Source organism: Cyanobium sp. L1E-Cus, from assembly GCF_024345755.1.
Taxonomy (GTDB): domain Bacteria; phylum Cyanobacteriota; class Cyanobacteriia; order PCC-6307; family Cyanobiaceae; genus Cyanobium_A; species Cyanobium_A usitatum.
This window is the reverse complement of sequence record NZ_JAGQBS010000004.1, coordinates 170419-195471: the sequence shown is the minus strand read 5'-3', so window position 1 is coordinate 195471 and position 25053 is coordinate 170419. Positions and strand designations below refer to the sequence as shown.

General features: G+C 62.4%; 28 protein-coding genes. 17 read left to right on the top strand and 11 right to left on the bottom strand.

Annotation, left to right across the window (positions count from 1 at the left end; translation table 11 throughout):
- Window positions 1-30 precede the first annotated feature (30 nt).
- The 3 genes from ilvB to KBZ22_RS05595 are packed head-to-tail and all read left to right on the top strand — an operon-like array spanning window position 31 to window position 2416.
- The gene (ilvB, locus tag KBZ22_RS05605) at window positions 31-1803 is read left to right on the top strand and encodes a biosynthetic-type acetolactate synthase large subunit (RefSeq protein WP_396111739.1); all 1773 of its coding nucleotides are present in this window, start codon (window positions 31-33) and stop codon (window positions 1801-1803) included.
- Window positions 1800-2189 carry a hypothetical protein gene (locus KBZ22_RS05600; RefSeq protein ID WP_255021344.1) on the top strand — a complete coding sequence of 130 codons (390 nt, stop codon included), beginning with the start codon at window positions 1800-1802 and terminating at the stop codon, window positions 2187-2189. The genes ilvB and KBZ22_RS05600 overlap by 4 nt, the downstream gene beginning before the upstream one ends.
- A 20-nt stretch (window positions 2190-2209) precedes the next feature.
- Window positions 2210-2416, top strand: coding sequence for a GIVxVP protein (locus tag KBZ22_RS05595; RefSeq protein ID WP_255021343.1), 207 nt, complete (start codon window positions 2210-2212; stop codon window positions 2414-2416).
- Window positions 2417-2463: 47 nt separating this feature from the next.
- Here the strand turns inward: KBZ22_RS05595 and KBZ22_RS05590 are convergent, their stop codons facing one another.
- The gene (locus tag KBZ22_RS05590) at window positions 2464-2904 is read right to left on the bottom strand and encodes a hypothetical protein (protein ID WP_255021342.1); all 441 of its coding nucleotides are present in this window, start codon (window positions 2902-2904) and stop codon (window positions 2464-2466) included.
- Between the two features lie 147 nt (window positions 2905-3051).
- Here KBZ22_RS05590 and ppsA point away from each other — a divergent pair, with 147 nt between their 5' ends.
- Complete coding sequence (ppsA, locus tag KBZ22_RS05585; protein WP_255021341.1) at window positions 3052-5469, top strand: phosphoenolpyruvate synthase; 2418 nt, start codon at window positions 3052-3054, stop codon at window positions 5467-5469.
- A 17-nt stretch (window positions 5470-5486) separates the two neighbouring features.
- Here ppsA and KBZ22_RS05580 read toward each other — a convergent pair whose 3' ends face one another.
- Window positions 5487-6599, bottom strand: coding sequence for a metallophosphoesterase (locus KBZ22_RS05580; RefSeq protein WP_255021340.1), 1113 nt, complete (start codon window positions 6597-6599; stop codon window positions 5487-5489).
- A 244-nt stretch (window positions 6600-6843) separates the two neighbouring features.
- Between KBZ22_RS05580 and KBZ22_RS05575 the strand changes: the two genes are divergently transcribed.
- Window positions 6844-8547 carry an FAD-dependent oxidoreductase gene (locus tag KBZ22_RS05575; protein WP_255021388.1) on the top strand — a complete coding sequence of 568 codons (1704 nt, stop codon included), beginning with the start codon at window positions 6844-6846 and terminating at the stop codon, window positions 8545-8547.
- On the opposite strand, the gene KBZ22_RS05570 is transcribed toward KBZ22_RS05575, so the two are convergent.
- From KBZ22_RS05570 to KBZ22_RS05555, 4 genes are all read right to left on the bottom strand, one after another.
- Entirely contained in the window at window positions 8486-8848 is a 363-nt protein-coding gene (locus KBZ22_RS05570) for an AbrB family transcriptional regulator (RefSeq protein WP_254941143.1), read from the bottom strand. The two genes, KBZ22_RS05575 and KBZ22_RS05570, sit on opposite strands and share 62 nt — an antisense overlap.
- Before the next feature lie 104 nt (window positions 8849-8952).
- Window positions 8953-9768 (bottom strand): peptidoglycan editing factor PgeF, encoded by an 816-nt coding sequence (gene pgeF / locus KBZ22_RS05565; RefSeq protein WP_255021339.1) that lies wholly within the window; start codon window positions 9766-9768, stop codon window positions 8953-8955.
- A 9-nt stretch (window positions 9769-9777) separates the two neighbouring features.
- On the bottom strand, window positions 9778-10662 hold the full coding sequence (locus KBZ22_RS05560) for a Tab2/Atab2 family RNA-binding protein (RefSeq protein ID WP_254941141.1): 885 nt from the start codon (window positions 10660-10662) through the stop codon (window positions 9778-9780).
- Complete coding sequence (locus KBZ22_RS05555) at window positions 10659-11942, bottom strand: S1 RNA-binding domain-containing protein (protein WP_255021338.1); 1284 nt, start codon at window positions 11940-11942, stop codon at window positions 10659-10661. The genes KBZ22_RS05560 and KBZ22_RS05555 overlap by 4 nt, the downstream gene beginning before the upstream one ends.
- 49 nt (window positions 11943-11991) lie before the next feature.
- Between KBZ22_RS05555 and KBZ22_RS05550 the strand changes: the two genes are divergently transcribed.
- From KBZ22_RS05550 to folE, 6 genes are all read left to right on the top strand, one after another.
- Window positions 11992-12795 (top strand): creatininase family protein, encoded by an 804-nt coding sequence (locus KBZ22_RS05550; protein ID WP_255021337.1) that lies wholly within the window; start codon window positions 11992-11994, stop codon window positions 12793-12795.
- 44 nt (window positions 12796-12839) lie between these two features.
- Complete coding sequence (locus KBZ22_RS05545) at window positions 12840-13583, top strand: aldehyde oxygenase (deformylating) (protein ID WP_241518209.1); 744 nt, start codon at window positions 12840-12842, stop codon at window positions 13581-13583.
- Window positions 13584-13644: 61 nt separating this feature from the next.
- Window positions 13645-14697, top strand: coding sequence for a long-chain acyl-[acyl-carrier-protein] reductase (locus KBZ22_RS05540; protein ID WP_255021336.1), 1053 nt, complete (start codon window positions 13645-13647; stop codon window positions 14695-14697).
- 30 nt (window positions 14698-14727) lie between these two features.
- Complete coding sequence (locus tag KBZ22_RS05535) at window positions 14728-15717, top strand: acetyl-CoA carboxylase carboxyltransferase subunit alpha (protein ID WP_255021335.1); 990 nt, start codon at window positions 14728-14730, stop codon at window positions 15715-15717.
- A gap of 38 nt (window positions 15718-15755) precedes the next feature.
- Window positions 15756-16478, top strand: coding sequence for an SDR family oxidoreductase (locus tag KBZ22_RS05530; RefSeq protein ID WP_255021334.1), 723 nt, complete (start codon window positions 15756-15758; stop codon window positions 16476-16478).
- 8 nt (window positions 16479-16486) lie between these two features.
- The gene (gene folE / locus KBZ22_RS05525) at window positions 16487-17230 is read left to right on the top strand and encodes a GTP cyclohydrolase I (protein ID WP_255021333.1); all 744 of its coding nucleotides are present in this window, start codon (window positions 16487-16489) and stop codon (window positions 17228-17230) included.
- Between the two features lie 77 nt (window positions 17231-17307).
- Here the strand turns inward: folE and KBZ22_RS05520 are convergent, their stop codons facing one another.
- Window positions 17308-17796: a hypothetical protein gene (locus KBZ22_RS05520; RefSeq protein WP_255021332.1), complete on the bottom strand. Its 489-nt coding sequence runs from the start codon at window positions 17794-17796 to the stop codon at window positions 17308-17310.
- A gap of 53 nt (window positions 17797-17849) precedes the next feature.
- Window positions 17850-18542: a phosphoribosylanthranilate isomerase gene (locus KBZ22_RS05515; RefSeq protein WP_255021331.1), complete on the bottom strand. Its 693-nt coding sequence runs from the start codon at window positions 18540-18542 to the stop codon at window positions 17850-17852.
- 55 nt (window positions 18543-18597) lie between these two features.
- Here KBZ22_RS05515 and KBZ22_RS05510 point away from each other — a divergent pair, with 55 nt between their 5' ends.
- Window positions 18598-19860, top strand: coding sequence for a site-2 protease family protein (locus tag KBZ22_RS05510; RefSeq protein ID WP_255021330.1), 1263 nt, complete (start codon window positions 18598-18600; stop codon window positions 19858-19860).
- On the opposite strand, the gene KBZ22_RS05505 is transcribed toward KBZ22_RS05510, so the two are convergent.
- Entirely contained in the window at window positions 19767-20552 is a 786-nt protein-coding gene (locus KBZ22_RS05505) for a lipoyl protein ligase domain-containing protein (RefSeq protein ID WP_255021329.1), read from the bottom strand. The two genes, KBZ22_RS05510 and KBZ22_RS05505, sit on opposite strands and share 94 nt — an antisense overlap.
- Before the next feature lie 14 nt (window positions 20553-20566).
- Here KBZ22_RS05505 and KBZ22_RS05500 point away from each other — a divergent pair, with 14 nt between their 5' ends.
- Window positions 20567-21370, top strand: a complete 804-nt coding sequence (locus tag KBZ22_RS05500) for a sulfite exporter TauE/SafE family protein (protein ID WP_255021328.1) — start codon at window positions 20567-20569, stop codon at window positions 21368-21370.
- Here the strand turns inward: KBZ22_RS05500 and KBZ22_RS05495 are convergent.
- Window positions 21350-21832 (bottom strand): CRR6 family NdhI maturation factor, encoded by a 483-nt coding sequence (locus KBZ22_RS05495; protein ID WP_255018252.1) that lies wholly within the window; start codon window positions 21830-21832, stop codon window positions 21350-21352. The two genes, KBZ22_RS05500 and KBZ22_RS05495, sit on opposite strands and share 21 nt — an antisense overlap.
- Before the next feature lie 89 nt (window positions 21833-21921).
- On the opposite strand from KBZ22_RS05495, the gene psaM reads away from it, so the two are divergent.
- From psaM to KBZ22_RS05480, 3 genes are all read left to right on the top strand, one after another.
- Entirely contained in the window at window positions 21922-22026 is a 105-nt protein-coding gene (gene psaM / locus KBZ22_RS05490) for a photosystem I reaction center subunit XII (protein WP_106502470.1), read from the top strand.
- 322 nt (window positions 22027-22348) lie between these two features.
- Window positions 22349-22612 (top strand): hypothetical protein, encoded by a 264-nt coding sequence (locus KBZ22_RS05485; protein ID WP_255018251.1) that lies wholly within the window; start codon window positions 22349-22351, stop codon window positions 22610-22612.
- Between the two features lie 27 nt (window positions 22613-22639).
- Window positions 22640-23620, top strand: coding sequence for a protochlorophyllide reductase (locus tag KBZ22_RS05480; RefSeq protein ID WP_255021327.1), 981 nt, complete (start codon window positions 22640-22642; stop codon window positions 23618-23620).
- On the opposite strand, the gene KBZ22_RS05475 is transcribed toward KBZ22_RS05480, so the two are convergent.
- Window positions 23617-24087, bottom strand: a complete 471-nt coding sequence (locus KBZ22_RS05475) for a hypothetical protein (RefSeq protein ID WP_396111710.1) — start codon at window positions 24085-24087, stop codon at window positions 23617-23619. The two genes, KBZ22_RS05480 and KBZ22_RS05475, sit on opposite strands and share 4 nt — an antisense overlap.
- A 182-nt stretch (window positions 24088-24269) precedes the next feature.
- Here KBZ22_RS05475 and KBZ22_RS05470 point away from each other — a divergent pair, with 182 nt between their 5' ends.
- Window positions 24270-25028: a BMC domain-containing protein gene (locus KBZ22_RS05470; protein ID WP_106502471.1), complete on the top strand. Its 759-nt coding sequence runs from the start codon at window positions 24270-24272 to the stop codon at window positions 25026-25028.
- The last annotated feature ends 25 nt before the right edge of the window (window positions 25029-25053 follow it).

The window sequence follows — 25053 nt, the reverse complement described above, 5'->3', positions numbered from 1 at the left end:
CCTCAGCGAGTAAACGGCGGCTATGCCCTGATGGATGCCCTGCATCGCCATGGAGTGCGCCACATCTTTGGCTATCCCGGCGGCGCGATCCTGCCCATCTATGACGAACTGCACAAGGCAGAATCCCGTGGCTGGTTGAAGCACATCCTCGTGCGCCATGAGCAGGGCGGCACCCATGCGGCCGATGCCTACGCGCGAGCCACCGGCGAAGTTGGCGTCTGCTTTGGAACTTCGGGGCCTGGCGCCACCAACCTGGTCACCGGTATCGCCACCGCCCAGATGGACTCGGTGCCGATGGTGGTGATCACCGGGCAGGTTCCTCGGGCCTCGATTGGCACCGACGCCTTCCAGGAAACCGACATCTTCGGCATAACCCTGCCGATCGTGAAGCACTCCTGGGTGGTGCGCGATCCCCGCGACATCGGCAGGATCGTGGCTGAAGCCTTTTTGATTGCAGCCAGTGGCAGGCCCGGCCCGGTGCTGATTGACGTGCCCAAGGACGTCGGTCTGGAGGAATTCGACTACACGCCGGTGGCTCCGGGCTCGGCGATTCCAGCTGGATTCAAGTTGCCACCCAGCCCCGACCCCGAGGCCGTTGCCGCGGCTCTGGCCTTGATCCGCCAAGCCCGTCGCCCCCTGCTCTACGTCGGTGGTGGAGCCATCAGCAGCGGGGCCCATGGCGCCGTGAAACAGCTGGCCGAACGCTTCCGCCTGCCTGTAACCACAACCTTGATGGGTAAGGGAGCCTTCGATGAGAAGCACCCCCAATCGGTGGGCATGCTCGGCATGCATGGCACCGCCTATGCCAATTTCGCAGTCACAGAGTGCGATCTGCTGATTGCCACCGGTGCCCGTTTCGATGACCGGGTCACAGGCCGGCTGGATGGCTTTGCGCCCCGGGCCCAGGTGATCCACATCGATATCGACGCGGCGGAGATGGGCAAAACCCGCCTACCCGATGTGGCCTTGGTGGCCGATGTCCAGGCCGCGCTAGCAGCCCTTCTGGCTGCCTCAGCCCAGGACAGCTCGGAGGGCCGCACCGAGGCCTGGTTGCAGCGCATCGACAGCTGGAAGCAGAACTATCCCCTGGTGGTGCCCGATCCGGAGGGAGACATCGCCCCCCAGGAAGTGGTTGTCGCCCTGAGGGAGCTGGCACCAGATGCCTTCTACACCACAGATGTGGGCCAACACCAGATGTGGGCCGCCCAATTTCTACACAATGGCCCCCGGCGCTGGATCAGCTCGGCGGGCCTTGGCACGATGGGATTCGGCATGCCCGCAGCCATGGGCGTGCAGACCGCCTTCCCGGATGAGAAGGTGATCTGTGTTGCCGGCGACGCCAGCATCCTGATGAACATTCAGGAACTGGGCACTCTCAGCCAATACAACCTGCCGGTGAAGGTTGTGGTGATTAACAACGGCTGGCAGGGCATGGTGCGCCAGTGGCAGGAGAGCTTCTACGGAGAGCGCTACTCGGCCTCGGAAATGACCAATGGCATGCCGAATTTCGCAGCTCTAGCGGAATCCTTCGGCGTTCGGGGCGTGCGCATCGACGAACGGGCCAACCTGCGCCAGCAACTGCAGGAGGCCCTTGACCATCCCGGGCCTGCCTTCATCGATGTCAAGGTGCGCCGCAACGAGAACTGCTATCCGATGGTTCCCCCCGGCGCCAGCAACGCTCAGATGGTGGGGCTGCCATCCCATCCAGAGCTAGCTATCGACACGAGCCGCCATTGCCACTCCTGCGGTAGCACCACCGAAAGTGCCCACCTGTTCTGCCCCAGCTGCGGCGCCAAGCTTTGAGATGGCTCGCCGCATTGCTGGCGGTTTTATTGGTGTGGCCTGGAGCCGCCTTGGCGGCCGAGGTGCTGCAAGTGCGGGGGGCAACCCTGCTCCAGCTAGGCGACCAAAACCGTAGCTACACGGTGCAGCTGGCCTGTGTGGAGGTAGCTGAAGCTAAGCAGTCTGAGGCAGTGGCTTGGCTTCGCCAAGCCGTTCCTCGCCACACACGCGTCAATTTGCGGCCGATGGGCCAAAACCAGGGTGTGCTGTTGGCAAGGGTTCAGCCGCTTGCTCCCGTGCGTGGCAGCACAAACCAAGCAGCAGATCTGGGCAGCGGATTAATCGCAGCCGGTCTGGCCCAAGCCGACTCCCAGGCCAGCGCCGACTGTGCCAACGTCGCAGCCTGAATGAGGCCACTTATCTGCCCATGAGTCTGAATCGCACCGCCAAGGGCATCGTGCTGGTGCCCTCCCTGCTGCTGGGGGGAGCCTTCCTGGCGGCGGGGGTATGGAGTGAGGGCCCCGCGGCGAGTAATAAAACCCTGGCCCTTAGCTTGGGCGGATTGCTGATGGTGGCTGGGCTACTGGCCCAACTCCTACCGGAGAGCAAGCCAGAGACTTCCGACTCCGACTGATCTCCAGTTACAGGGCAAGTTTGATCTCCAGTCAAAGGGCAAGCTATTTACTTCTTGGGCTGGGCTTTGGAGGCCTGGGCTATGTACTGGGCGATCACTTCGTCCACAAATTTTTTGTCGTCGGCGGAGATCTTGGCGTAACAGCCCTGCTTAACCCGGCCCACAATCTGCACAATGCTGCCATTGACAATCTGGGAGGTTTCAAGCTTGCCACTGCCAGCTATCTGACCGCCATGGGTTGCGGTCACCACGTAGGTGATCGCCTTGGCATTGGAGATCACGGCGTTCTGAACGGCCAATTTTTGCTCCACCGCCAGCTCACAGACGTTGACGGCGGCAGCGAGAGCCAGATCGTTCATGGTCTCAATGCTGACTGGCTTGGCCGCAGCGGCGGCAGCCCCAGGCGACTGGGCGAAGACAGGAGCTCCCAGCAGAGCGGTGGTACTTAGGGCGGAAGCAGCGATCCAGGCGAGGGAAAAGCGAGACACAGAAACTAGCGAGCAACGAAAAAGCTTCACCCCACTGTGCCACCTATTTCGAACCAGTGGCAGGGGGTGTGGGGCCTGCATCCCTGGCTTCACAGTTAAGACAACGCCCCAAGAAGTCGCCAGAGTCAGGTTGGCTGCCAACTATCCATGCCAACTACCCATGCCAACAGCCGCGAACTGCTCGTCGTGCCGTTCGCGGCAGTTGGCATCGGGGCGATAGCCGAGGTGGGCGGCAAAAACGCCTCCCTCGGCGAAATGATCCGCGAGCTCGCGGGCCAGGGTGTGCGGGTGCCTGGAGGCTTCGCCACCACAGCCGCCGCCTACCGCCACCTACTGCGCAGCAACGACCTCAGAACTCCACTGCAGGACCTACTCCAAAACCTGGATGCTGATGATCTCGGTGCCCTGCAGGCCGCCGGCAAAGCCGCCCGCAACCTGCTGCTGAACACCACCCTGCCCGCAGACCTCAGCGAAGCGATCCTGGCCGCCTATCGAGAGCTGGCAACACCAGATGGCGTTTTGCCAGCGGTAGCAGTGCGCTCGAGCGCCACAGCCGAAGACCTGCCCGATGCCAGCTTTGCTGGCCAGCAGGAGACCTTCCTTAATATTCAGGGAGCTGCCCTGCTGCAGGCCTGCCGGCGTTGCTACGCGTCGCTGTTCACCGACCGGGCCATCTCCTACCGCCAGCTCAATGGTTTTGATCACCTCGAGGTCGCCCTTTCGATCGGTGTGCAGCGCATGGTGCGCTCCGATCTGGCCTGCGCCGGGGTGATGTTCAGCATCGACACCGAGACAGGCTTCCGCGACGCGGTGCTGCTCACCGCCGCCTACGGCCTCGGTGAAAACGTTGTTCAGGGCGCCGTTAACCCCGATGAAGTGCTGATTTTTAAGCCAACGCTTGAGCAGGGCTTTGCGCCGATCCTCAGTAAGCGACTGGGCAGCAAGGCGATTCGGATGGTGTATGGGGAAGCGGGGATAACCGTGACAAACGAGCCCGTGCCGGAAGCCGAGTGCAACCGCTTCGCCCTCAGCGATGACGAGTGCCTCACCCTGGCCCGCTGGGCCTGCCAAATCGAGCGTCACTACAGCGCTAAGCGTGGCGCCCCCACGCCGATGGACATCGAGTGGGCAAAAGATGGCCTCACAGGCGAGCTGTTCATCCTCCAAGCCCGTCCGGAAACCGTGCAGTCGCGGCAGCAGCAGGCGGTGCTGCGCAGCTGGCACCTGGAGCCCCATCAGGCGCAAACCCTGGTGAGCGGCCGCGCCATCGGCGCCTCGGTGAGCAGCGGCGTAGCCCGGGTGATTAAGGATCCCGGCGAAATCAGCCGTTTTGAGGCTGGCGACCTACTGATCACCGAACGCACCGACCCCGACTGGGAACCAATCCTCAAACGAGCCAGCGGCGTGGTGACCGACCAGGGCGGCCGCACCTGCCATGCGGCGATCATTGCCCGCGAGATGGGCATTACGGCCATCGTTGGCACCGGCGATGGCACCCAGCGCATCCATGACGGCGACGCCATCACGATCAGCTGCTGCGAAGGCGATGTCGGCCGGGTGTACCGGGGCAACCTGCCGTTCAGCGTCACGGAGCAGGCCATTGACGATTTGCCCGCCACCCGGACCCGCATCCTTATCAATGTGGGCAATCCGGAGGAGGCCTTCAACCTCGCGGCCATTCCCTGCGACGGGGTGGGCCTGGCCAGGCTGGAGTTCATCATCGCCAATCACATCAAGGTGCACCCGCTGGCCCTGCTCCAGCCTGAGCGGGTTGCTGACGCCCAGCAGCGGCAGCAGATAGCCCGGTTAACGGCCGGCCACACCAGCCCCGCCGAGTACTACGTGGATCTACTGGCCCAGGGCATGGCCCGCATTGCAGCGGCTTTCTATCCTAGGCCGGTGATCCTGCGCTTTTCCGACTTCAAGAGCAATGAATACGCTCGCCTGCTTGGGGGAGCTGCGTTTGAACCCAACGAGGAGAACCCGATGCTCGGCTGGCGGGGCGCCTCCCGCTATTACGCCCCCGCCTTCCGCGCTGCTTTTGCCCTCGAATGCCAGGCCCTTAAACGGGTACGCGATGCCATGGGACTCACCAATGTGATCCCGATGGTGCCTTTCTGCCGCACCCCCGAGGAGGGGGATCGGGTGTTGGCCGAAATGGCCCGCTCCGGCCTGGTGCGGGGTGAAAACGGGCTTGAGGTGTATGTGATGTGCGAGCTACCAAGCAACGTGATCGCGGCAGAGGCGTTTGCAGAGCGCTTCGATGGCTTCTCGATCGGCTCCAACGACCTCACCCAGCTCACCCTGGGGCTGGATCGCGATTCAGCCTTGGTGGCTGAGTTGTTTGACGAGCGGCATCCGGCCGTGAAGGCCATGATTCGCCTGGCAATCCAAAGCGCCAAACGCTGCGGCCGCAAGATCGGCATCTGCGGCCAAGCCCCCAGCGACTACCCCGATTTCGCTCGCTTCCTGGTGGAGGAGGGCATTGATTCGATCAGCCTCAACCCCGACGCCGTGATCGCCACCCGCCTGGAGGTGGCCAGGATCGAGGCCAGCTTGGCCTGAGCCGCCAACCGCATCTCTCAGCCGATCCGCCGCAGCGGCGGTCCCTGACTGGGTTGAATCTGGGCCGGTAGCTGCTGGCTGCTGATCGACTCCAGGGTGGTCATGTTGTAGGTGGTGTAGGTCGTGCGTCCCGCGCCATCACCCTGGGGCCAGAAGGCATCGATCACGGTGAGGGTCTGCACCGGAGCCGTGCTGTCCTGCAGCCGGCGGCGCGGACCGCTGCCCAGGGCGCCGAGGTTGAGCAGGTCCAGTTGACCCACCCGGCCTGGGAAGAAGGCGTGATGGTGGCCGCTGATGTAGGCATGGGCGCCGGTGCGCTCCAGCAATTGGCGCAGGGCCTCGCTCTGCTGCAACACCTCGCCAGGCCGGTCCCGGCCCTCTCCTACGGCCAGCAGCGGCAAGTGGCCAAGCACCAGTCGCAACCGGGCCGATTGGGCCTCGGGGCTGCGCAGCTGGCGCTCGGCCCAGGCCACCTGTTCGGCGGGCAGGGCGGCCGAGGAGGCATCCCACACCAGCAGGAAAAGGTCGTTCTGACGCACGCTGTAAGCGAAGGGAAAGCGGCTGGCATCAACAAACTTCAACCCCAAGGCATTCTGCTGGCCGCGCCAATAACGCTCGGCCTCCTGGCGATCGAGCTCAAATATGTAGTGGCCCCCAGAACGGGCGGAAGAGGCGTCGTGGTTGCCCATGGTGATCGCCACCGGCAGCCCAGCCCGCTCCAGAGGTGCCAGCAGTTGGCGATGGAAGGAGGCCCACATGGCGCTGAGGTGTACCCGGCTGAGGCCCTGCTTCTGGCCCGCCACCATGTCGCCGCCGCAGAGCACCAGATCGGGTTTCCAGCTGGGGATCAGTTCAACGGCCCGCAGCACCTCCGACAGGTAGCTGGTGGAGCCGTAGCTGCTGTTGAGATCGCTGATCGCCACCAGGCGCAGGTCGCCCCGGGGCGGCAGCAGCGGTTTGGCACCGCCTCTAGGGGCGGCAGTGGCCTCAGGGCTCAGGCCTGAGGCCGCAAGGGCGGCCACTCCCAAGCCAGCCAAGCTGAGGAAGCCACGTCGGGAGACGAACGCACCAGGCCAGGTGACCATCGGCCAGGTGAGGTTCTTCGGCGTGCTGCGCTGGAACATGCCCATGGTTTAGCGCCCCGCCTAGGCAGACAGACGCCAGAGCAAGGTGCCGTGGGCCGTGGCTCGCAGCACACAAAGGACCGCCAGGGCCATGCAAAGGGGGCAGTGGGTAATCGACAAAGAATCGACGCCGCATCGACCTCCAGCCTGGCAGCCCAATCGAATTTCAGGCGCAGTGGAGCCAAGACTGCTGAAATAACGCCATGAATCAGCGCCCGGTTCCCGTGCAGGCGCCCCCATGGAGTCGGTAGTGCTGCGCCTGAGCGAATTGAAGCTGCCCCTCGACCACAGCGAGGCCGACCTGTCGGCGGCAGTGCTGAGGCGCCTGCGGCTCGCCCCCGATCAACTACTTGGGTTGCGGCTGGTTAAGCGCAGCGTTGATGCCCGCAAGAGCGCGGCGATCACCCTCGTTTACAGCCTGGATCTGGATTTGGACCTTGATGCCCGTGCCGAGGCCCGGCTTCTAAAGCGCTTTGCCGGCGACCCCCATCTGCGGCCCAGCCCCGACACGACCTATCACCCCGTCGTAAGCCGAGCCAACGCTGGAAATATGCGACCAGTGGTGGTGGGAGCTGGTCCCTGCGGCTATTTCGCGGCCCTGCTGCTGGCCCAGATGGGGTTTCGTCCCCTACTGCTGGAGCGGGGCAAGGCGGTCAAGGAGCGCAGCGCCGACACCTTCGGCTTTTGGAAGGGGAGCGCTGACTTCAATCCCGAATCCAATGCCCAATTTGGCGAGGGTGGGGCTGGCACCTTCTCCGACGGCAAGCTTTACAGCCAGGTGAGCGAAGCCAAGCCCTATGTGCGCAAGGTGCTTGAGGAGCTAGTTGCCGCAGGCGCTAACCCTGACATCCTCACCCTGCACCACCCCCACATCGGCACCTACAAACTGGCCACGGTGGTGCGGGGGTTGCGGCAGCGAATCGAGGCCCTAGGGGGCGAGGTGCGCTTCGAGTGCCGGGTAGACGGCCTGGAGCTAAATCCCGTGGACCGCTCCATTCAGGGTCTGCAGCTCGATAGCGGCGAACGAATTGCCGCCACCCAGGTGGTGCTGGCCCTTGGCCACAGCGCCCGGGACAGCTTTGAGATGTTGAAAACCGCCGGCGTGGCGATGCAGCCCAAACCTTTCGCAGTTGGTCTACGCATCGAACACCCCCAGAGCCTGATTGACAGGGCCCGCTGGGGGCAGGCCGCCGGCCACCCCCGCCTGGGCCCAGCTGAATACAAGCTGGTGCATCACTGCCGTGAGACAACCAACTTGGGCCGCAGTGTCTACAGCTTTTGCATGTGCCCGGGGGGATTGGTGGTGGGGGCTACCTCGGAGCCAGGTCGAGTAGTCACCAATGGCATGAGCCAGCACACCCGCAACGAACGCAATGCCAACAGCGGCATCGTGGTGGGTATCGAGCTAGCCGATCTGACGCCCTACGGGGAAAGAGACGACGATCCCCTCGCCGGCGTTGCTTTTCAGCGCTATTGGGAGGGCCGCGCCTTTGTTACTGGCGGATCTAACTACCAAGCACCTGCCCAGCGGGTTGGAGATTTCCTCGCCAACCGCCCAAGTCAGGGCAGTGGCGGAGTGATTCCTTCATACCAACCAGGAGTTTGCTATGGGAATTTGGCTGGCTGCCTACCGGAGTTCGTGCTGACAGCTATCCGAGAGGCCCTGCCTGCCTTCGATCGCCGTATTCCAGGCTTCCTAATGGGCGATGCCCTGCTCACCGGTGTAGAGACCCGCACCTCGTCGCCCGTGCGGCTACCCAGAGACGAAATAACCCTGGAGTGTGGCAACACCCCAGGGTTATACCCAGCCGGCGAGGGAGCTGGTTATGCCGGCGGAATCCTCTCGGCAGCAATTGATGGCATCAAAGTGGCCGAACAGGTAGCCCTGTCGATCACTCTTCCTCGTCCTCAGCACCCAGTGGTACCAAGCGAATCTGTTTGCGACCCAACTTGATTTCGAACTCATCGCCAGGCTTGAGGTCAAGCATGCCTGTATAAGCCTTGCCGACCATCAAGTTTCCGTTGAACTGGACCTTGGTGTTGAAGCTGAGTTTGCGGCCGCCCTTCCCGGTTTTGGCTGCACCGCCAAAATCGACTCCCTTGGCATTCAAGAGAGCCTCGTAGAAGGCTGTGAAATTCAGCCGTTCCGAACCGTCTTTTTTGTGGGAGACATAGCCGCAAGCGCGAACCAAGTCAGACTTGCTCACATCCCCGAGTTCTTTGACTTTGGCGAGAAGGTCGACACCAGTGAGCATTGATGATAATTATGCAACTCCTGCATTATTGCGCAGAGACAGGCCCGAATGCAAGCTACGCGGCTTGAATTGAAGGCGAATCCAGCTTGAAACAGTGCCAAGATTCAAGCCTGAGAAACAATGCCGCTCCACTGCACCGCCTTCACCTGATCGCGCCGCCAGGAGTGAAAAAGCAGTGGTTCGCTGGCTGTGCAAAGAGGGCAGTGGCCAATTTGCGCCGTGGGCACCCCAAGTCGCTCAAGTTGGAGCTGGGCGGCAAGGCGAATATCAAGGCGGTCTTTCATAGGGTCTGGATCGGCCTGCAGAGCGCCGCACTGACGCAACTGCTCAAGCAGAACAGGCAGCAAAGACGCATCAGGGGCGGCGGCTAGAGACGCCGCAACCTGTTCAGACACCAGCCGCTGTACTTGGTAGGAACCACCGCCGATCGCTGGTCCTAGGGCCACCAGCAGCTCGGTCGGCCGACTGCCTCCATCCACCAGCTGCTGCACGGCGCGCTCGAGGATGCCTCCAGCCACACCGCGCCAACCAGCGTGGCAAGCCGCCACCCGGCCAGTAGCGGGATCAGCAATCAGCACCGGGGTGCAGTCAGCGCCACAAGCCCAGAGGCTTTGGCCGCCGGCATCACTAATAAGACCATCGGCCTCGGGAAAGGGATCGGCGCTGGCCTGGCTGGCTGGCAAAACCACGGCACTGTGCACCTGGCGCAGACGGTGCACACTCACCCCAGCGCTCACATAAGCCGCCAGCACCTCAGGCCCCCGTCCCTGCCATTGACGTGTAAAGAAGCCATGCTCAAACGACTGGAGCAGGTCGCACTGGAGGTAGTAGCCGCCATAGGTACCTACCCAGGTCCAACCGGGCAAGGAATTGAAGTCCCGGTCGGGATGATCAAAGGGGGGATCAACCGCTTCGGCCATCGTGGGGAATCAAGCGTCGGGAAGATCGCGCAGCAACCAGAAGCCCTCAAAGCGCTGGTCCTGCTCGCTGGCCTGAACGGCAAGGAACTGAAGGCCACCGGCCTGCTCTCGGGCGGCAGCAAAAGCGGCAGTCGCCACCTCTGCCTCCTCAGCCGGCAAGTTGGTGAGTAGCCAGCGATCCTCAAGGCCTGCCTCAAGCACTAGCTGCGGGCCACTGATCTCAAGCCGCACGGGTTCGAGCCCAGCCAGCCAGCCGGCCAGGGCCAGGGCCCTGGTGGAGCTGAATAGGCGAATGCCCGGCACCGGCAGCTCGGCAGCCCCCGCCATTGGTAGGGGTACGAGGCCAGCAAAGCCAACCTCCCACTCCGATGCAGCGGCTAGGGCACCCAAGGGCAAGGTGGCCCAGGCCCAGCTGTCGCCCCGCGCCTCTTCCGGCAAGGGAACCGCAATCGGTCGCAAAGCCTGGGGGGGCGGTGCTAACGGGCCCGCCATGTAGCCGGGCTCCTGGGGATACACCAGGCGCTCCCGCTCCTGCAGCCAGTTGACTAGGGCGTAGGTACGGCGGCTGGGCACCAGCTCCAATCCCAGCCCCTCAGCCGCCCGCTGCACCATGGTGCGCATCGAGCCACGCCAGCAGCGCAGCCGCCGAGGCGGCCCAAAACCCTGGGCGGCAGCACCAGCCAATGCTGCCTCCAGAGCCTCCCTCAGCCAGATCGAATTAACGCTGGTGGCAGGGCAGGCCTGGGCCCAGCGGAAGGATTCGCTCGCTACCTCCCCTGGTCCGGGCACCTCAGGGGTGGAACAGATCAGCAGCTCCCAGCGCTTTTTGCCATCTTCTTCAAGGATGGGGCGAGAGTAGTAGTCGAGCTCCCAATCTGGAGCGGCCTGCTTCATCCGGCCCCTTGTTCTTGCTGGCGCAGCACGGAGCGGGCCCGGTTGGCCCGCTCTGGAGCCTCAGCCATCACCTTGTCTCGATCAATCAGCAGTTCACCGGGCTGTCCCTCGAGAAGGGCGGTATTGAGGGCGATGCGGCCTCGGCCCGGATCCAGCTCGGTGATCAGGGCCTTGACCCGGTCTCCCTGGCCAAAAACTTCACGCAGGTCCCGCAGCTGAGCTCCACTAATTGCCGATTGGTGCAACAAACCGCTCACACCACCTAGATCGACAAACAAGCCATAGGGCTTAATAGCCACCACCTGGCCTTCGACCAGCTGACCCACCTCCAGGTTTTGGAACAGTGCTGCAGTTGCAGCTTTCTTCTCGGACAACACCAACTTGCGGGTCTCTGGATTGACCTCTAGGAAAGCGGCACCAAGGGTCTTACCCACCAAAGCCTCATGGTTTTCGCCCTCCTGCAGCTGGGAACGGGGGATGAAGCCGCGCAATCCCTCAAGTTCACAGGTGACACCACCTCGATTGAAGCCGTTCACTTTGACCTGCACCACCTTGCCCTCCTTCTCCAAGAGCCTCACCTTCTCCCAGCTCTGGCGCAGGGCCAAGGCCCGGGCGCTGATGGTCACCATGCCATCGGCGTTTTGCTCACCGGTGACGAGCACATCCACCTCCAGCCCCTTGGGAAAGGTCTCCTTGAGGTTGGTGATCACCCCCAGGCCGCACTCTTTTTTGGGCATGAAACCCGGCGCCTTGCCGCCGATATCCACGTAAACGCCATCGCTTTCGACACCGATCACGGTGCCGCGCACCACCTCTCCAGTGGTGCCATGGGGCTCGTGGTCGTCGAGAGCCGCCAGAAAGGCTTCTTCGTCAAAGTCGAAATCGTCGACGCTCCGCGCTGCGGGCTTGGTGCTGGGCTCTCCGGCAGCAGCAGCCTTGGGAGCACGCTTCTGACTCGGGTCAGGGCCCAGCAGGTCGGCCATGGTTAGGCCCTCCATGGACCCCAGGTCAAACAGCTCGTCGTCGTTTCGGACAGGAGTGCTTGCAGGTGCCGCAACCCGGTTAACGGGAGCGAGCTGAGCGGGAGCCTGGGGAGCTGCAGCAAGCGCAGGCTCAGTCGCAGACGGCTGCGGGGCTGGCTCGTCCTTGCGGATCATCAACACCTGGGGCGGCTTACGCAGGGGCGCCAGCGGCTGGGGGCGTGCAGGCACTGGGCGCGCAGGACCAGGGGGCACGGGCCGGGATGAGGATGAGGGCGGTTGACTGCCGGTACCGGCCATCTCCACTAAGGGCTGAGAGCCCCACACTGTAGTGATCAGTCCTCAAAAAATGCCCCAGCAGCGCCACCTTGAGCAGCTGGCCTGGCCGCAGGTTCAGGAGCTTGCAGCCCAGCCAGGAAGCACGGTTGTCTGGCCCTGGGGGGCGGTCGAGCAACACGGCCCCCAACTGCCGCTCGGAACGGATGGCCTGTTTGCCGATCGAGTGCTAGACGCAGTTTTGGTAGCGCTAGAGCCAAGCCTGCCCATCGTGCGGCTGCCGCTGCAGAGCATTGGCTTCTCCCCAGAGCACCGTGGTTTCAGTGGCACCATCAGCCTCCCCCCCCAGGTCCTGATCGAGCAACTGGTGGCCGTAGGCCATGAACTTGCCGGCACAGGTTTTCAGCGCCTGGTGTTGTTTAACGGACACGGAGGCCAAATATCCCTGCTTCAGACCGCCGCGCGCCAGCTGCGGGCGGAGCGGCCCGAGCTAGCCGTGCTGCCCTGCTTTTTATGGAGTGGTCCCGAGGGGATCGCCGAGCTCATCCCCGAGCCGGAGCGCTCCGACGGGCTGCACGCGGGCCTGGCGGAAACCAGCCTGATGCTGCACCTCGCCCCCCAGCTGGTGGGCGAGCAGCGCCCCTGCGATGGCAAGCGAGGCGAGGTCATCCCCGCGGGCTGGAGCCTGGAAGGGGCCGCCCCGCTTGCCTGGCTCAGCCAGGAACTCAGCCTCACCGGAGTGGTTGGCGACGCCCGCGGCGCTTCTGCAGCCCTGGGAGCCCAACTTTTTGACAGGTTGGTCGCAGGTTGGCAGCACCGCTTCGAAACCCTGCTGGCCAGCCCCTGGCCAGGCCAGGGGACGGTCAGAGTTCGGTAGGGGGTGGTTACAGTCAGTAGATCAGATCCAACAGCGCGGCTGCCATGGCAACTCTTGCTCCTACCAACGTCACTGACAATGTGACTGAGAATGTCACTGAGGCGTTCCCATCCGACCAACTGCCCGACTTCAGCACAGACACCTACAAGGACGCCTACAGCCGCATCAACGCGATCGTGATCGAAGGTGAGCAGGAAGCTCACGACAATTACATCTCTATTGGTGGGCTTCTCCCCGACCAAGCTGAGGAGCTCACCAAGTTGGCCCGCATGGAGCTGAAGCACATGAAGGGCTTCACAGCTTGCGCCAACAACCTCGGCGTCACTGCTGACATGCCGTTTGCTAAGGAGTTCTTCTCTCCCCTGCACAACAACTTTCAGAAGGCTTTAGCTGAAGGCAAGGTCACAACCTGTCTTTTGATTCAGGCCATTCTGATTGAGGCCTTTGCAATTTCGGCCTATCACATCTATATTCCTGTGGCCGATCCATTCGCGCGTAAGATTACCGAAGGGGTAGTCAAAGATGAGTACACTCACCTTAATTACGGTCAGGAATGGCTGAAAGCCAACCTCGAAACGGTGCGAGGGGAGCTGGAGCAGGCAAACCGTGAGAATCTGCCTCTGGTGCGCAAGATGCTTGAGCAGGTCGCTGGCGACGCGGCTGTTCTGCAAATGGACCAGGAGGATTTGATGGCCGATTTCCTCACCTCCTACCAAGAGGCTCTGCTCGAAGTTGGCTTCACTTCCAGGGAGATCGCCAAAATGGCAGCTGCTGCATTGATCGGCTGAAGCCTCCTGCCAGGGGTGTCGTGGCAAGATGTAGCGTCCGCGACATCCCCTGGGGTTGCCCATGTTCGGCCTGATCGGTCACTCCACAAGCTTCGAGGCTGCCCGTGACAAGGCTCGCACTCTTGGCTTTGAAGAGTTTGCCGAAGGTGACCTCGACGTTTGGTGTAGTGCCCCGCCCCAATTGGTGGAGCATCTTCAGGTGACCAGCGCCACAGGCAAGACCATAGAAGGGGCATACATCGACTCCTGCTTCGTGCCAGAAATGCTGAGTCGGTTTAAAACCGCTCGCCGCAAGGTGCTAAGCGCTATGGAGCTGGCCCAAAAAAATGGTATCGATATCACCGCTTTGGGCGGTTTTACCTCGATCATTTTTGAAAATTTCAACCTGCTCAAGGAGCAGCAAATCCGTTCCACCACCTTGGAATGGGAGCGATTCACCACCGGAAATACCCACACCGCCTGGGTGATTTGTCGCCAGGTGGAAACCAATGCCCCCAAGCTCGGTATTGATCTGAGCCAGGCCCGGGTCGCAGTCATTGGGGCTACCGGTGATATCGGCAGCGCTGTATGCCGCTGGCTGAGTCAGCGCACTGGAGTCAAGGAGCTCTTACTGGTCGCCCGCCAGGCCCAACCCTTGCTGGACCTACAGCAGGAGCTTGGCGGCGGCCGGATCCTCAAGCTGGAGGAGGCCCTACCGGAAGCCGATGTAGTGGTGTGGGTGGCCAGCTTGCCCCAAACGCTGAGCATTGATGCGGCCAGTCTTAAGTCGCCCTGCCTGATGATCGACGGCGGCTACCCGAAAAACCTAGACACCAAGGCCAGTGGCAACGGCATCCATGTATTGAAGGGCGGCATCGTTGAGTTTTTCAGCGACATCACCTGGCAAATGATGGAAATGGCTGAAATGGACAACCCCAAACGTCAGATGTTTGCCTGTTTCGCCGAGGCCATCCTGCTGGAGTTCGAAGGTATCCACACCAACTTCAGCTGGGGGCGCAACAACATCAGCCTCGACAAGATGGATCTGATTGGTGCCGCCTCCCTGCGCCATGGCTTCCAGGCCCTGGGGCTGTCCGCCCAGATCGATCCCACCCCGGCCCTGACTACTGCCTGAATACCTTTAGTCCCCTTGCCCATCCCCGCCATGGCCCGCCGCGCCTTGCTGGAGTTCGAAAAACCCCTCGTTGAGCTCGAAGAGCAGATCGAGCAGATCCGCCAGTTGGCACGCGACTCGGAGGTGGATGTGAGTCAGCAGCTGCTGCAGCTCGAGACCCTGGCCACCAGACGTCGCAAAGACATCTTCGATGCCCTGACGCCCTCCCAGAAGATCCAGGTGGCCCGCCACCCCCAGCGGCCCAGCACCCTGGACTACATCCAGGTGATTACTGATGAGTGGCTGGAGCTGCATGGCGACCGCCGTGGCAGTGACGACCGGGCCCTAGTGGGTGGGGTTGGCAGGATCGGTGAGCAGGGTGTGGTGCTGCTCGGACATCAAAAAGGCCGCGACACCAAGGAGAATGTCGCCCGCAACTTCGGCATGGCATCCCCAGGGGGCTATCGCAAGGCGATGCGGCTGATGGAGCATGCCGATCGCTTTCGCCTGCCGATCTTGAGTTTCATCGATACGCCGGGGGCCTACGCGGGGGTGCTGGCCGAGGAGCAGGGGCAGGGTGAAGCGATCGCCGTCAATCTGCGTGAGATGTTCCGGCTGCGGGTGCCGATCCTTGCCACGGTGATCGGCGAAGGCGGATCTGGTGGCGCCCTGGGCATCGGCATAGCCGACCGGCTGCTGATGTTCGAGCACAGCGTTTACACAGTGGCCAGCCCAGAAGCCTGCGCCTCGATCCTGTGGCGGGACGCAGGCAAGGCCTCCACTGCCGCTGAGGCTCTCAAGATCACAGGCCCTGATCTGCTCAAGCTCGGCATCGTTGACCTGGTGTTGCCCGAGCCTGCCGGCGGCAACCACTCGGCTCCTCTCCAGGCCGCTGAGACCCTGAAATCTGCCCTGCTGGAGCAACTCAGCGAACTGCAGGGCCTAAGTGAATCCCAATTGATCGAGCAGCGCTACGCCAAATTCCGCCGCATGGGAAGGGTGCTCGACAGCGAGTCCCCAATTCCTTCCCCCAGCTCTTAAGATTTGCTTCAGGTCCCGTTGCCTCCCAGAGCCTGCCTTTGCCTGATTCAGCACCTGTTGCTCTGATCACCGGCGCCTCGCGAGGCATAGGTGCAGCAGCAGCCCAAAAGTTTGCCGCTGCCGGCTACGATTTACTTCTGCTAGCCAGGACTACTGCCGATCTCGATTCGCTTGCGACGGATCTAAAGCCCACTGGCAGGAGAATCGAATCCATCGGCCTCGATCTCGCCGAGCCTGCCACTATTGCTCCCGGACTGGAAGACCTCTGCAGCCGAGGCCTCACACCTACTGTTGTAATTAACAATGCCGGCGTTGCCTATACAGGCTCCTTGGCAGAGATGCCCCTGGAGCAATGGCAACTGTTGATGCAGCTCAATCTCACTGCTGTATTTCAGGTGTGCCAGTCGCTGCTTCCAAGACTCAGGCAGGCTGGCGGCGGACATATCATCAATCTGAACAGCCATGCAGCCCACCAAGCCTTCCCCGACTGGGGCGCTTACTGCGTTAGCAAGGCCGCTCTCCTCTCCCTTAGTCGATGCCTTGCAGTCGAAGAACGCCCCTTTGGCATACGGGTAAGCACCCTTACCCTAGGTGCGGTGAATACGCCTCTCTGGGAGAGCGAAAACGTCCACAGTACGTTCGATCGCCGTGCCATGCTTAACGTTGAAAGGGCATCTGAAGCCCTGCTGTACTTGGCCCAACAGCCAGCCACCTCAGTGGTGGAAGATCTCACCCTCATGCCGGCCGCCGGCGCGCTTTGAGCCCCCCTATGACTTCCACCCTGCCGTCCAGCATTCCTTCGCTCTCCATTACACCCGATTCAGCTCCCTTGCCCATAAGTCTGCGAATCCGTGAGCGTCTTGACGCTGCAGGAGTTGCTTACCTCGCAAACGACAACATTTCTGACCATCTGCGCGATGGTGAGCTCGAGCAGTTGGAGATTGAGGTGGCGGGCAAGGTTCGCGAATTGCTCCGTAGTCTTGTCATCGATATAGACAAAGATCACAACACCGAGGAGACAGCTGAGCGTGTCGCCAGGATGTACCTGCACGAAGTCTTTAAGGGGCGCTATCACGAGCAGCCCAAGATCGCCAGCTTTCCAAATGTTAAAAAGCTGGATGAAATTTATACCGTTGGTCCCATTACCGTTCGTTCCGCCTGCTCACACCACTTAGTGCCCATTTTGGGCAATTGCTGGATTGGTATCAAGCCCGGCGATCGGGTAATTGGCCTATCCAAGTTCTCTAGAGTTGCCGATTGGGTATTCTCAAGGCCCCATATTCAGGAAGAGGCTGTAATGATCTTGGCCGACGAGATCGAGCGTCTTTGCGAGCCCCAAGGTCTGGCAATTTTGGTAAAAGCCCAGCACTACTGCATGAAGTGGCGTGGTGTGAAGGAGCCCCAAACCAGCATGGTCAATTCTGTGGTTCGGGGAGATTTCCGTATAGATCCAAGCCTTAAGGCTGAATTTTTCGAGCTGGTTAAGCAGCAGGAGTGCATGCTTTCTACCTAGAGCGAAAGCTTTAGGTAGAAAGTCACCTTCCCCCGAAAACCAACCTCCCCGAAGACCAACCTCCCCGAAAATCAACCTCAGGGTTTGCTGCCAATTGGTCCAATGGCCGGCGAAGCCTGCCGGCTAGAACCACCACCTTGGGCTGGCACTGATATCACCACCATTACCTGGGCTGAAACGTCTTGAAGCTGCAATACGTAGCTGGGCCCTGTTGCGCCGTCAATCAGCAGCCACTGGTTGGCACCAGGGCTACGTCGGTACCAATGAAACGCTGAGGGTGGCAATGCGGCCAATACGTCGGCTAAGGCCGTGGCCTGTAGTACTGCCCCCTGCACGGCTTCACCCTGGAGCACCAGCTGCTGCAAACCATCGATTTGCTGCTGAACTGCACTCTCCTGTTGCAGATCCGTATTGATCTGCTGGCGCAGGGCACGGATCTGGGACTGGGGGTCGGCACTCACCCCTGGTACGCAGGAAAGCTGGCCATCCACCAGCTGGCAGCCCACTAGGTCCTGGGCCCGTACCGGTGCCAGCGGGCCTAGTCCTAAACCTGAGCCAATGGTCAACGCCAGGGCCCAGAGGGATGGACGAAGAAGCGCAGATGTACGAAACAAACCCATCAAGAAGGGGCAAGACCCACCGATCTTGACTGGGAAGGCCCAGGGAGGCCAGCAACCCGTACCGCAGCCACTAGTGCTGCAACCTGATCGAGATCCTTATTGCCTGGGCTTCGCTCCACGCCGCTGGAGGCATCGAGGCCTGTGGGGCGCAGCTGGGTAAGCACTCCCGGCACCCGGTCGGCCCGAATGCCCCCCGCCAGCCACCAGGGAAGAACTGGCGTAAAACCCTGCAGCCACTCAATCGGAATGCGGTGGCCGGTACCGCCCAACTGGTCGGGCACCCAGGCATCGAGAAGCAAGGCATCCACCACCAGGGCGTAGTCAACGGCCCGCTGCAGATCTTCTGGCCTGCGAATCCTCAGGGCTTTCCAGATCTCACAGCCCAAGCGGGAGCGCAGCTGGCCGCAGAGCTGGGGTGTTTCTGAGCCGTGCAACTGCACCACATCATGACCCTGTCCCAGCTCTAGTTGGGCCCACTGCTGCTCGAGCGGATCGGCCACCACCAGCACACCGCGGCAGCCAGGCGCCGCGGCCCGCATCGCCCCAAAAAGCGCCGGCCGGTGTTCAGCCTCAAGGAAGCGAGGCGAGCCCGGCACCCCGATCACGCCGATCGCATCCACCCCCAGTTGGGCCACCGCTGCGGCCTGGTCCGTTTCCCGCAACCCACAGATCTTCAGCAGGGGGGATGCCATGGCGAGGGCAAAGGCTGTCACCCCTTTCTAGGATCAGACACCAAGACAGAGGGCAGTGGGAGAAGGCTGGCAAATTTTCAAAATTCGGGGCATCCCCCTACGGATCCACCCCAGTTGGTTTGTGATCTTGGTGCTTGCCACCGCGGCCTTCCAACAGCAATACAGCCTCACCCTCAAAGATCCGATGAGTGCCCCGGTGCTCTGGGGCCTGGGGCTGGTTACGGCAATGTTGCTGTTCGTTTCGGTGCTCCTACACGAATTGGGCCACTCCCTGGTGGCCCTGGCCCAGGGGGTTGAGGTGCGCAGCATCACCTTGTTCCTGCTCGGCGGCGTGGCCAGCGTGGAGCGCGAGTGCAGCACCGCCCGCGGCGCCCTGCTGGTGGCAGCTGCTGGCCCTGCCGTAAGCCTGGTACTGGGCGTGGGCCTGCTGGCCGCGACCCATCCAGCCGCCCATCTCTCCCCCCTGCTGGGCGCCATGGTTTCAGAACTGGGCACCCTCAACATGGTGCTGGCCCTGTTCAACCTGCTGCCAGGCCTACCACTAGATGGGGGCTTGATTGTGAAGGCCCTGGTGTGGCAGGCCAGCGGTAGCCAGCGGCGCGGCGTGGAGGTTGCTAACAGCTGTGGGCGCTTCCTTTCCCTGCTTGCCATTGGCATGGGCACCGTGGTGCTGCTGCGCGGAGGGGGCCTCAGCGGCGCCTGGTTGATGCTGCTGGGCTGGTTTGGACTTGGGGCCTCGCGCAATCAGCGCCAAATGCTCGCCTTACAGCAAACCCTCAACGAACTAAAAGTACGGGATGCGGCTGGGCGGCGATTTCGGGTGCTTGAGGCGGCAGGTCGGTTACGGGAACTGAGCCAGATGCGTGTCTCCCAAGCCAGCGAGGTCGACCAAGGCGACTGGCTGCTGGTCTGCGATCGCGGCCGCTGGCAGGGCTTCATTGACGACAAGCCCCTGCAACAACTGCCAGTGCAGCGTTGGGATACGGACAGCATCGGCGACCACATCCAGCCCCTCTCGAGCCTGCCCTCCATCCGGGAGTCGGCACCGCTGTGGCAAGCGGTGCAGCAACTCGAGGACAGCGGCCGCAACCGGCTGCTGGTGCTAAGCCCAGCCGGCCTCCCCTGCGGCACCATCGAACGCCCCGAGCTCGGCGAGGCGGTGCTTGCCAAATTGGGCCTGCGCCTACCCGCTCCCATGCTTGAGGCCGCCCGTCGCCAAGGCACCTATCCACTTGGCCTGGCCTTAGCCCAGGTGGTGCGGTCCATGGTGGCCTCTGGTGAAGCAAGCGAGGAGGGGCCAGCCAACGCCAGCCAGTAATTGGCCTCGGTCGCTGCAATCTGTTCCCATTCCTCGCTGCTGAGGGGAATGGTCCTGTTACCGCCCGCCGCCGCAGGCAGCTCAGCCTGGGCCGCTTGGATCAAACGCAGCTCCAGCTCAGCGCGGTCTATGGGCAGAACTGGCAATTGGGGTGGCGGCCCGCCAAACACAAGCTTCCATAAGTCGGCGGGTGGCTCCAAAAGAATCGAGCCGTGCTGCAGCAGGCAGCCGCGGCGCCAGAGCTGGGCGCTGCCAACCCGCTTGACGCCGCTGGCGTGCCCTAGATCCGCAGCCGTACTGGTGGCAAAGCAGCTGCTCGGTTGTGGGCTGGCGGCCTGGCGGCCTGCCTGCAATGGCAGTCCCAATCCGGCAAAGCAATTCACAAGCCAGGCGCAAGCGCTGCCGTACGTCTCCTGACGCGATAGGGGGGGATCAGGCCACACCAGGGCGTAGGTGAGCTCTCCGGCGTGGAGCACGGCACGGCCGCCACTTGGTCGTCGCACCAAATCGATCACCCCCGCCGCTGCCAGCGCCTGCCAATGGGGTTCTATGCAGCGCTGGTGAAACCCCAGCGACAGGGTCGGGTGCTGCCAGGAGTAGAGCCGAAAGGCCGGTGCCCGTTGGTCCAGCAGCAGGCTGTCTATCGCCATCTGCCTGGCTCCCGGATGGCAGCTGCTGGGCAGCAGCCGCATGGCTGGGAGGGGAGATGCTGGAGAGTGATCCATTCCGCCAGGTTGCCCGGATGTTGTGGAGCCTGTTGCCCTATCTGCCCCTTGGCCTGCTGGCGGGTCTGCTGTCGGGAGTGCTGGGCATCGGCGGTGGGCTGGTGTTTTCCCCCCTATTGCTGCTAGCCGGACTTGATCCGCACCAGGCCCTGGCCACCAGCACCCTGGCGATCGTGCCCACCACCATGGGTGGCACCTGGGCCCACCTGCGCAACCGCAGCCTTCCCTGGCGCGGGGGCTTGGCGATTGTGCTGGGTGCAGGCCTCGGTGCAGGCCTGTTCAGCCAGGTTGGGCTGGTGCTGCATGGCTGGATGTTGCTCGCAATGCAGGCGTTGATGTACGGAGGACTGGCCTTGAGCTTTCGCCCCCCGTCGGCGCAGGCTGCCATCGATACCGACAGCTTGAAGCTGGCGGGTTTGACAGCCACTGGCATGGTCGCAGGTATGGCCACCGGCTTGCTCGGTCTCGGCGGTGGCCTGGTGATGGTTCCCTTGATGGTGCAGCTGATGAAGGTGCCAATTCACCTGGCAATCCGCTTCAGCACCCTGGCGGTGCTCACCTCAGCCTCAGTCGCCTCAACCACCTTCCTGCTGGATGGCCGAGCACTGCTGCCGATCGGGATGCTCCTAGGAGGCACAGCAGCTGTTGCTGCACGCTGGTCGGCCGCCAGGCTGGATCGGGTCAGCGACGGTCAGCTGACGTGGCTACTGCGGGCTTTAACTCTCATACTTGCGCTCGACAGCGGACGCAGGGCCCTGGCACTACTAATGAGCCGCCCCGGCTGAAAGTGGCGCCCAGAAGCCTCCGTCTAGCTCGTAGCCAAGCACCGCAGCCATCTGGGCTAAGCCCTGACGGCAACTCAAACCGTGCAGGCGCGCCCAGGCGTCAAGGCTGAAAAGCCTGTGGGTGATCCAAAGCTCCAGGGACTCGGGGGCAAAACGGATGCCCTCCGTGCGGCTGAATTGGTGGGGCAGCACCATCGCCACGTGGCGGGTGAGTTGGCCGCCGCCACGCTCCAGCAGCAGGGGCAGCCAGGGAGCTTCCGCATCGGCCCGCAGGGACCAAAGCCGCAACTCGGCAATTTCCGACAGCTCCCGGGGGTCGTCGTCGGCACGGGGCCAATTGAAGTGAAGCTCCAGGGAACCAGCCTGCTGGACAAGGGCATCAGGGCTAAGGCTGAACCAGGGCTGGAGAGCTGCAAGATCCAACTGGCGGATCTGGCTCTCGGAAATCTCCACAGGGGCCATCAAGAGCTGTGACAGCAGGGCGGGACAAGATGGACCGTAGCCACCTAAGGGCAAAGAATGGGGCGAATCCAGTTGCTTGCTGCCCTCCCATGGTTTCCACTCTCAGCCAGGCCGAAGTGCTGATTGCCCTGGTGGTGGCCGCCCATGCGGGCGTGCTAGCCGTTCGCCTCTGCTTCAGCCTTTACAAAGCCTGAGAAGCTGGCCGTTGCTCCTTGGCAAGCCTTTCCCCTTGGCAAGATGCACCTGGCTAGCTAAAAGCGTCTAGGCCCCAGCGGGGTTTTATCCCTCGTTGCCCCCATGCCGCCTCTCCACCCATCCAGTTATCAGGCCAGGCAAAATCTGCCCTTGCGGCGAGAAAGAAAGCCGCTTTCTGGTGCGGATTCCAGGCCTGCTTCCCTCCGCAAGCCAGCGTCGCTCCCAAATCCGGCGTCCCAGCCTGATCCCCAGATAATTACTGGCGGTGAAGCAGCCGCACTTCAAGCCCTCTCAAGTGAGCGGCAAGAATTTCTCTGCAGCGTGATCGGCCTGGCTCTCAAGGTTGGCCTTGTTGTGGTCGCTGGCGTCAGCCTGGTACGACTTGCCACCGCTTATCAGGAGCGGATGGAGCGCCAGGGTGAGCTCTCGGCGGTGCTCGGCCTTGAACGGGCCAAACTCTCCAAAGCACGCGAACGCTTTGACCATCTGTTCATGGTGGAAGGGGAGCAGCGGCTGATCCGCGAGCAAAATCAGTGGATTGCCCCCAATCGCCTGCGGGTGGTTTGGCAGCAGTCCACCCCGTAGGTTGGGGCCCCTGTCTCAATTCACTTGATGGCCGCAACAGCAGCCGCCGGAACGGTTTTGATCACCGGCACTACCTCAGGGGTGGGCCTCAATGCCGTAAGTGCCCTCGCCAAACGCGGCTGGCATGTGGTGACGGCCAACCGTGATCCCGTTAAAGCCGCTGCTGCCGCAGCCAGCCTGGGGATTCCTGCAGATCAGCTCAGTCATCTGCGTTTTGACCTCGGCGATCTCGACAGCGTTCGGGTGGGAGTCGAAACTTTGGTGGCGTCCCTGGGACGCCCCTTGGATGCCCTGGTGATCAATGCGGCTGTCTACAAACCGCGGCTAAAGCAGCCCGAGCGCTCCCCGCAGGGCTACGAAATATCGATGGCCACCAATCACCTGGGGCACTTTTTACTGATTCAGCTACTGCTGGGCGACTTGCAGCGCTCAAGCCACCCCTCGCGGCGGGTGGTGATTCTTGGCACCGTGACGGCCAACTCCAAGGAACTGGGCGGCAAGATTCCGATCCCAGCTCCAGCGGACCTGGGCGACTGTGCCGGCTTCAAGGCCGGATTTAAGGCCCCTATCGCCATGGCCAACGGCAAGGCCTTCAAACCTGGCAAGGCCTACAAAGACAGCAAGCTCTGCAACATGATCACGACCCAGGAGCTGCATCGTCGTCTGCACGAAAGCACCGGCATCGTTTTCAGCTCGCTATACCCAGGCTGCGTTGCCGACTCGCCCCTTTTCCGCAACACGCCGCGGGCGTTTCAGACAATTTTCCCTTGGTTCCAGAAAAATATCACCGGCGGATATGTAAGCCAGGCATTGGCAGGAGAGCGGGTTGGCCAGGTGGTGGCCGATCCAGATTTTTCCGCCTCAGGTGTGCACTGGAGCTGGGGCAACCGCCAAACCAAAGGGGGACGGCAATTCAGCCAGGAGCTCTCCGACAAGGCCAGCAACCCCGAAACGGCGCAGACCTTGTGGGAGGAATCAATGAAGCTGGTGGGGCTGACGCCGGCCTAAAAGCGGCGGCGGAAGGCATCGTCGCTGCGGCTGGATGCTTCTTCAGCGAGGCTCAATTTCCAGACGTTGCGGCTAAGGCGGCGGGCCTTGAGGCCGCCTCGCTCAACCGTTTCACTGGTGGGGCGGGCACCAAGCAGCTGACTCACCTCGGAAGTGCTGAGGGGTGCCCCGGTCTGGACGGCCAGCTGGGTGAGCTCGAGGCGTTGCCGCAAAGCAGCCAGATCGGCCTGGCCACCGTCTTCGGCCTCAGACCAAAGCCAGGGCAGGTCGTGGGCCGAACCGGCCATCTTCTGCATCAATCCCATACCGATGAAAGCCAGTGCTTGCTCCGGCTTGACTCCCTGGGCTGCTGCCTGGGCCATCCATTCAGGCATCGAAGCACTGTTGACAGTGTCTCCAGCGGGCATGGGTTCGGCCTGGGCAGCCTGACTGCGAGTGGAGCTAGAAGCGGTGCGGCGGGTGGCCATGGACGTCCCCTGAACGTTGGCCGGACGGTACCGGCTCAGCCGCGATGGGCAAGGGGCAGGGGGCTTCAGGGTTAAGATCCAGCCGCAGCAATGCCGATGTGAGGGCTAGCTGTTCGAAGGATTTTCCCTTGCCATCCCGCCTTCCCTCCCGAGACGAACTGGCGCTGCGCCGGCGTCGGGAGATGGCGCTTGGCTCAAGCTCCAGTGGCGGCACCCAGATCACTGGCACCCGGGTGGGCAGCGACAGTTCAGGCGCCAGTTGTGTGATTACCACCGACAGTGAGGGCTCCCGGCTGGCACGCCAATCCAGCCATGTGCAGTCGATTGAGCTGCGCACATACGTATTTCTTGATTCGCTGCAGCCCCAGCTAGCTGCCTACATGGGCACGGTTAGCCAGGGCTTCCTGCCCATTCCCGGTGACGCCTGCTTGTGGCTGGAGGTATCTCCGGGCATGGCTGTGCACCGGGTCACCGACATTGCCCTCAAGGCCAGCACGGTGCGGCTTGGCCAGATGATCGTGGAGCGGGCCTTCGGCTCCTTGGCGCTCTACCACCGCGATCAGAGCAACGTCCTCCACTCCGGCGACGTGGTGCTTGAGGCCATCGGCAGCCGGGTGGAGCTCCGCAGCCGTTGCGAGGTCAGCTGGACCGAGATCATCCGAGCGATCACCCCAGACCACGCCGTGCTGATCAATCGCCAGAACCGGCGCGGATCGATGATTCAAGCGGGGATGAGCATGTTCATCCTGGAAACCGAGCCCGCCGGTTACGTGCTGATCGCAGCCAATGAGGCAGAAAAGGCTTCCAACATCACTGTGGTGGACGTGAAAGCCGTGGGCGCCTTTGGCCGTCTAACCCTGGCGGGGCGGGAGGGTGATGTGGAGGAGGCAGCCGCCGCCGCGATGCGGGCTATCAGTCATATCAACAACAAGGCCAGCTGACCCAGGGGCTTGCTCTGACAATTGA

Excerpts from the sequence above, each read along its gene's own strand:
- folE (WP_255021333.1), top strand. The coding sequence starts at position 16,487 with ATGACTTCCACCCTGCCGTCCAGCATTCCTTCGCTCTCCATTACACCC.
- KBZ22_RS05580 (WP_255021340.1), bottom strand. The coding sequence starts at position 6,599 with ATGGGCATGTTCCAGCGCAGCACGCCGAAGAACCTCACCTGGCCGATG.
- KBZ22_RS05595 (WP_255021343.1), top strand. The coding sequence starts at position 2,210 with ATGAGTCTGAATCGCACCGCCAAGGGCATCGTGCTGGTGCCCTCCCTG.
- KBZ22_RS05470 (WP_106502471.1), top strand. The coding sequence starts at position 24,270 with ATGGCGCTTGGCTCAAGCTCCAGTGGCGGCACCCAGATCACTGGCACC.
- KBZ22_RS05570 (WP_254941143.1), bottom strand. The coding sequence starts at position 8,848 with ATGCTCACTGGTGTCGACCTTCTCGCCAAAGTCAAAGAACTCGGGGAT.
- KBZ22_RS05540 (WP_255021336.1), top strand. The coding sequence starts at position 13,645 with ATGTTCGGCCTGATCGGTCACTCCACAAGCTTCGAGGCTGCCCGTGAC.
- ppsA (WP_255021341.1), top strand. The coding sequence starts at position 3,052 with ATGCCAACTACCCATGCCAACAGCCGCGAACTGCTCGTCGTGCCGTTC.
- KBZ22_RS05500 (WP_255021328.1), top strand. The coding sequence starts at position 20,567 with ATGCTGGAGAGTGATCCATTCCGCCAGGTTGCCCGGATGTTGTGGAGC.
- pgeF (WP_255021339.1), bottom strand. The coding sequence starts at position 9,768 with ATGGCCGAAGCGGTTGATCCCCCCTTTGATCATCCCGACCGGGACTTC.
- psaM (WP_106502470.1), top strand. The coding sequence starts at position 21,922 with ATGGTTTCCACTCTCAGCCAGGCCGAAGTGCTGATTGCCCTGGTGGTG.
- KBZ22_RS05555 (WP_255021338.1), bottom strand. The coding sequence starts at position 11,942 with ATGGCCGGTACCGGCAGTCAACCGCCCTCATCCTCATCCCGGCCCGTG.
- KBZ22_RS05550 (WP_255021337.1), top strand. The coding sequence starts at position 11,992 with ATGCCCCAGCAGCGCCACCTTGAGCAGCTGGCCTGGCCGCAGGTTCAG.
- KBZ22_RS05560 (WP_254941141.1), bottom strand. The coding sequence starts at position 10,662 with ATGAAGCAGGCCGCTCCAGATTGGGAGCTCGACTACTACTCTCGCCCC.
- KBZ22_RS05475 (WP_396111710.1), bottom strand. The coding sequence starts at position 24,087 with ATGGCCACCCGCCGCACCGCTTCTAGCTCCACTCGCAGTCAGGCTGCC.
- KBZ22_RS05495 (WP_255018252.1), bottom strand. The coding sequence starts at position 21,832 with ATGGCCCCTGTGGAGATTTCCGAGAGCCAGATCCGCCAGTTGGATCTT.
- KBZ22_RS05505 (WP_255021329.1), bottom strand. The coding sequence starts at position 20,552 with ATGCGGCTGCTGCCCAGCAGCTGCCATCCGGGAGCCAGGCAGATGGCG.
- KBZ22_RS05535 (WP_255021335.1), top strand. The coding sequence starts at position 14,728 with ATGGCCCGCCGCGCCTTGCTGGAGTTCGAAAAACCCCTCGTTGAGCTC.
- KBZ22_RS05515 (WP_255021331.1), bottom strand. The coding sequence starts at position 18,542 with ATGGCATCCCCCCTGCTGAAGATCTGTGGGTTGCGGGAAACGGACCAG.
- KBZ22_RS05480 (WP_255021327.1), top strand. The coding sequence starts at position 22,640 with ATGGCCGCAACAGCAGCCGCCGGAACGGTTTTGATCACCGGCACTACC.
- ilvB (WP_396111739.1), top strand. The coding sequence starts at position 31 with ATGGATGCCCTGCATCGCCATGGAGTGCGCCACATCTTTGGCTATCCC.
- KBZ22_RS05545 (WP_241518209.1), top strand. The coding sequence starts at position 12,840 with ATGGCAACTCTTGCTCCTACCAACGTCACTGACAATGTGACTGAGAAT.